Raw genomic sequence first — 3,911 nt, forward strand, 5'->3', positions numbered from 1 at the left:
CGGGAGAGCGCGAGAGGGCGGAGCCCTCTCGCCCACACTTCAGTGACGCAGGAATTTCATGGCACGCCCGCACCGCAAGCCGAAGGGCCGTCCGCTGGATGGCTGGCTGATCGTCGACAAGCCCTCCGGCATCGGCTCCACCGATGTGGTGAACAAGCTGAAGCGCGCCTTCAACGCGCAGAAGGTCGGGCATGGCGGCACGCTGGACCCGCTGGCGACCGGCGTGCTGCCGATCGCCTTCGGCGCGGCGACCAAGATGGTGCCCTATGTCATGGACGGCACCAAGACCTACCGCTTCACCCTGAAGTTCGGCGAGGCGCGCGACACCGACGACGCCGAGGGCCAGGTCATCGAGACCAGCGACGCCCGCCCGACCGACGAGCAGATCCGCGCCGCCCTGCCCGCCTTCATCGGCGACATCATGCAGGTGCCGCCGATCTTCTCGGCCATCAAGATCAATGGCGCGCGCGCCTATGACCTGGCGCGCGACGGGCAGATTCCCGAGATGGCGCCGCGCCCCGCGCGCGTCGACAAGTTCGAGCTGGAATCCCGCCCCGATGCCGACACGGCGGTGTTCACCGTGCAGTCGGGCAAGGGCGTCTACATGCGCAGCCTGGCGCGCGACATCGCGCGCGCCGCCGGCACGGTCGGGCACATCGCCGTGCTGCGCCGCATGCGGGTCGGCCCCTTCCTCGAAGAGAACGCGATTCCGCTGGACAAGCTGGTGGGAATGGAGGATACGCCGCCTCCTTCCCCGGACCTTCTGTTGCCCGTGACGACCGCGCTGGCCGACATCCCGGCTCTGGCCGTCACGGAAGCGGAGGCCGCACGCCTCTCCCATGGGCAGACCCTCTCCGTGGTCGACTTCATGGGGCGGATACCCGGCGACGCCAGCCCCGATGGTGGGCTTGTGCGGGCAATGGCGGGGGAGCGCCTGAAGGGACTGGTCCGACTGGAGTCCGGCCGCGTGCGGCCGGAGCGCTGGCTCAGCCCGGGCGACAACACCCTCCTTCCCGTCCAGGCGCTGCCGGATGGGGAGACTGACTGAAAGGCACATGCCGATGTCGATGAACACCGAAGCCCGCGCGAAGATCATCGCCGAGTACGCCACCAAGCCCGGCGACACCGGCAGCCCGGAAGTGCAGGTCGCCCTGCTGTCCGACCGCATCTCGCAGCTGACCGAGCACCTGAAGGCCCACCCGAAGGATTTCCACAGCCGTCGCGGCCTGCTGGTCCTGGTCGGCCAGCGCCGCGGCCTGCTGGACTATGTGAAGCGCAAGAACCAGGCCCGCTACCAGAGCCTGATCGAGCGCCTCGGCCTGCGTCGCTGATCGCGGCACGACCGGACGAAAGAGGGGGGAGACCGGAAGGTCTTCCCCTTTTTTATTGTTTTCAGATTTTCGTTCTTTTTTGAAAAAAAGAACCAAAAAACTTTTGTCAGTTTGGCGTCCCGCCGTGACGGGAGACGGCGGCAGCCTGAAAAAGTCTTTTTGCTTCTTTTTCTTCAGAAAAAGAAGATCCTGGCTTCCTGGCTGCCTACCTAACTCTCATACGCCAGCACCGCAGCCGCCAGATCCTCCCCCGCCCAGCCCACCGACTTGAACAGGGTGATCTCCTCGGCCGAGCCACGGCCGGGATGCGTGCCGCGGCACAGCTCGAACAGATCGGCCTGGATGTGCGCCTCGGTGATGGCGCCCTCGGCGATGGCCTGCACGATGTCGCCGGCCTCGGCCAGCGCGCCCGGGCGGGTGTCGACGAACAGGCGCGACCGCGCCACCAGCGCCGAGTCGCTCTCCCGCATGTCGGGCCGGAAGGCCCCCACCAGGTCGAGATGCGTGCCCGGCTGCACCAGCGCCCCGTCGAGCAGCGGCACGGTGGAGAGCGTGGCGGCGGAGATGATGTCGGCCCCGCGCGGGTCGGCCTCGGCCACGGCGCGCGCCGGCAGGCCCTGCGCCACCAGCGCCGCGGCCAGCTTCGCGGCGCTGCTGGCGCGGCGCGACCAGATGCGGATCTCCTGCAAGGGGAAGCGTTCCGCATAGGCCTCGGCCAGGGCGTGGGCGACCTTGCCGCTGCCCAGCAGCAGCAGCACCCGGCTCTCGGGCCGCGCCAGATAGGTGGCGGCCAGCACGCTGGCGGCGGCGGTGCGCCGGTCGGTCAGCGTGCCGCCATCGAGGATGGCCAGCGGCTGACCGGATTCGCCGTGCGACAGCAGATACACCGAGTGGACGGCCTGGATTGCAGAATTTTTTGCGTTGGACGGCGTCACATGCACAATTTTCACGCCGGTATAGCGATGTGCCTGCCAAGCAGGCATGAGCAGCAGCGAACCTTCGGCTGCCTCTTTCTGCGGCAGCGGGTGGCGGTGCCGCAGCGGGGCCGCGCAACCCTCGCGGAACATGGCCTGCAAGGCGGCGCGGAGCGCGGGCCAGGGCAGGCGGGCGGTGGTGTCGTCGCGGTCCATCAGGCGCATGGCGGCGCTTCGTCTCCCTCGGGATCTGCCGCCATCCTAGGCAGATGGGGCGCCGACGGAAGCCGTGACCGGTTGCATTTCCTGGCACGCCGATTGCTAAGGCTCTGATGACCAGCCTCGTCAACTGGCGAAGATGGCATACCACGATTGCGTCATTCCTTCCGCACCGCTAACGGGCGAAGTGGGCGCGGACCGGTGCGCAACAGCGCGTTGATCCCGCCCCGGCCTTTGGCGCAGCATCGCCAGGTCGCGGGAGGAGCCGCCGGCAGCAGCCGGGGGCCGGAAAAGATTGGGAGAGAGTTTATGAAGCCCATGCGGCTTGCCACCCTTCGCGTGCTCGGCGCGGCAGCCATGGTCGGGGCGCTGGCGCTGCCGGCGGCGGCGCAGCAGCCCGCCCCGCAGCAGGGCGCGTCGGCGACGCTCGACGCCATCAAGGCCCGCGGCACGCTGAGCTGCGGCGTCAACACCGGCCTGGCCGGCTTCGCCCAGCCCGACAGCCAGGGCCGCTGGACCGGCTTCGACGTCGAGTATTGCCGCGCCCTGGCCGTCGCCCTGTTCAACGACGCCAGCAAGGTGCGCTACGTGCCGACCACGGCGCAGAACCGCTTCACCGCGCTGCAGTCGGGCGAGATCGACGTGCTGCCGCGCAACACCACGGCGACCCTCTCGCGCGACACCTCGCTCGGCCTCGATTTCCCGGCGATCAACTTCTATGACGGCCAGGGCTTCATGGTGAAGGCCAGCCTGGGCGTGAAGTCGGCCAAGGAGCTGGACGGCGCCACGGTCTGCGTGCAGCCCGGCACCACCACCGAGCAGAACCTGACCGACTGGTTCCGCGCCAACAACATCCGCTTCACCCCGGTGATCATCGAGCGGCTGGAGGAGCTGGTCTCCGCCTATGTCGCCGGCCGCTGCGACGCCTACACCACCGACGTCTCCGGCCTGGCCGCCACCCGCTCCGCCCAGCCCAACCCGGGCGAGCATGTGATCCTGCCGGAAGTGATCAGCAAGGAGCCGCTGGGCCCGGCCGTGCGCCATGGTGACCAGCGCTGGGCCGACCTGGTGCGCTGGACCCACTACGCCCTGCTGGCCGCCGAGGAGTTCGGCATCACCGCCGCCAATGTCGACAAGGCCGTGGCCGAGGACCAGCGCCCCGAGGTGCAGCGCCTGCTGGGCAAGACCGGCGGCCTGGGCCAGATGCTCGGCGTCGACAATGCCTGGGCCGCGCGCATCATCAAGGCCACCGGCAACTATGGCGAGATGTTCACGCGCCACCTGACGCCGCTCGGCATCCAGCGCGGCCCGAACGCGCAGTGGACGCAGGGCGGGCTGCAATACGCCCAGCCCTTCCGGTAAGCTCGCGCCGGACCTGACCGGCGGTCCCGGCCCGGCCGGGCCGCCGGCCTGCTCCCGCGGGACCGGCCCGGCCGGTCGCGCGGGG

Annotated in this window: 4 protein-coding genes; 3 read left to right on the forward strand and 1 reads right to left on the reverse strand. The window is 69.4% G+C overall.

What is annotated here, in order from left to right:
• The first annotated feature begins 58 nt into the window (after positions 1-58).
• Positions 59-1,048, forward strand: a complete 990-nt coding sequence (gene truB, locus HMPREF0731_RS13720; RefSeq protein WP_007004749.1) for a tRNA pseudouridine(55) synthase TruB — start codon at positions 59-61, stop codon at positions 1,046-1,048.
• Between the two features lie 13 nt (positions 1,049-1,061).
• A complete protein-coding gene (rpsO, locus tag HMPREF0731_RS13725) occupies positions 1,062-1,331 on the forward strand; it encodes a 30S ribosomal protein S15 (protein ID WP_040613427.1) in 270 nt (89 codons plus the stop codon).
• A gap of 209 nt (positions 1,332-1,540) precedes the next feature.
• On the opposite strand, the gene lhpI is transcribed toward rpsO, so the two are convergent.
• Positions 1,541-2,470 (reverse strand): bifunctional Delta(1)-pyrroline-2-carboxylate/Delta(1)-piperideine-2-carboxylate reductase, encoded by a 930-nt coding sequence (gene lhpI / locus HMPREF0731_RS13730; RefSeq protein ID WP_007004751.1) that lies wholly within the window; start codon positions 2,468-2,470, stop codon positions 1,541-1,543.
• Between the two features lie 303 nt (positions 2,471-2,773).
• On the opposite strand from lhpI, the gene HMPREF0731_RS13735 reads away from it, so the two are divergent.
• Positions 2,774-3,826, forward strand: a complete 1,053-nt coding sequence (locus HMPREF0731_RS13735) for an amino acid ABC transporter substrate-binding protein (RefSeq protein WP_007004752.1) — start codon at positions 2,774-2,776, stop codon at positions 3,824-3,826.
• The last annotated feature ends 85 nt before the right edge of the window (positions 3,827-3,911 follow it).

This window comes from Pseudoroseomonas cervicalis ATCC 49957, assembly GCF_000164635.1.
Classification (GTDB): Bacteria; Pseudomonadota; Alphaproteobacteria; order Acetobacterales; family Acetobacteraceae; genus Pseudoroseomonas; species Pseudoroseomonas cervicalis.

Excerpts from the sequence above, each read along its gene's own strand:
- truB (WP_007004749.1), top strand. The coding sequence starts at position 59 with ATGGCACGCCCGCACCGCAAGCCGAAGGGCCGTCCGCTGGATGGCTGG.
- rpsO (WP_040613427.1), top strand. The coding sequence starts at position 1,062 with ATGTCGATGAACACCGAAGCCCGCGCGAAGATCATCGCCGAGTACGCC.
- lhpI (WP_007004751.1), bottom strand. The coding sequence starts at position 2,470 with ATGCGCCTGATGGACCGCGACGACACCACCGCCCGCCTGCCCTGGCCC.
- HMPREF0731_RS13735 (WP_007004752.1), top strand. The coding sequence starts at position 2,774 with ATGAAGCCCATGCGGCTTGCCACCCTTCGCGTGCTCGGCGCGGCAGCC.